Source organism: Mesorhizobium sp. M1348 (genome assembly GCF_040317925.1).
GTDB lineage: Bacteria > Pseudomonadota > Alphaproteobacteria > Rhizobiales > Rhizobiaceae > Mesorhizobium.
In genome coordinates this window covers 1-882 of record NZ_JAMYLH010000083.1, presented here as the reverse complement: position 1 = coordinate 882, position 882 = coordinate 1, and the positions used below count along the sequence as shown (strand labels likewise).

Annotated in this window: 1 protein-coding gene; it reads left to right on the top strand. The window is 53.9% G+C overall.

Going from position 1 to position 882, the window contains the following annotated elements; genetic code table 11:
- A partial coding sequence (locus NKH13_RS35520; RefSeq protein WP_352917490.1) for an extracellular solute-binding protein occupies positions 1-608 on the top strand: 608 nt, incomplete at its 5' end.
- Positions 609-882 lie beyond the last annotated feature (274 nt).

Sequence of the window (882 nt, the reverse complement as noted above, 5' to 3'; positions counted from 1 at the left end):
TCGAAAAGTTTCCAGGCATCCGAACGCTGGTGTCAGGGGCGTACGGATCGGAAGGGCCTTGGGAGGAAGCCCTGCTGGCTGATGGCGTACCCGCCGATCAACTTTACCCGATGGACATCGATCGCATCTTCACCAGCCTGGACAAGATCAAGCCGCATATCCGTAAGTGGTGGGGCACGGGCTCAGAGATCCAGCAAATGTTGCATGATAAGGCAGTTGATGTCGCGCAATCATATGATGGACGGGCTCTCCTTCTGATCGATCAGGGCGCACCAATCGAGATCAATCGGAATCAGGCAAAGCTAACATGGGACTATTTTGTAATTCCGAAGGGGGGTCCGAACGTGCAAAACGCGCAGAAGTATATTGAATTTACTACTCGCGCTGATCGCCAAGCGGCATTCTGTCAGATATTTCCCCAAGGTCCAACCAACCGCAACGCCTTTAAACTAATCCCGGATAAGGTCGCCCGCAAACTTACTACCCATCCTGACTACATGAAGAGCAGCGTTTTCATTAATGGACAGTGGTATAATGATATCGGGCCGGATGGCCTGACGAACACCGAACGGCTCATTCAGCGCTGGAACGAATGGGTTCTTCAATAGACCTGGATTCCACTAGAGTTATTCTGGCCGGGCGACGGTCACACGTCGCTCGGCTTTGCCGACACAAGATGAAACAATCAAAGTCTACCCCCCTTTTTGGCAAACTTGGGGATTGCGCATAATGGCGCCGAAAAACTGGCTGGATGCGGGGGCTACCGCCGCAGCAGCTACGGTTGAATAGCAGGGGTCCGTCAGCGGTCGGATCGTGCTGGAGGAGCAACAGTGAACATGCATGGAACCCCGCCCGTCCCGCTTTCAGAGGTTGACGCGTTGG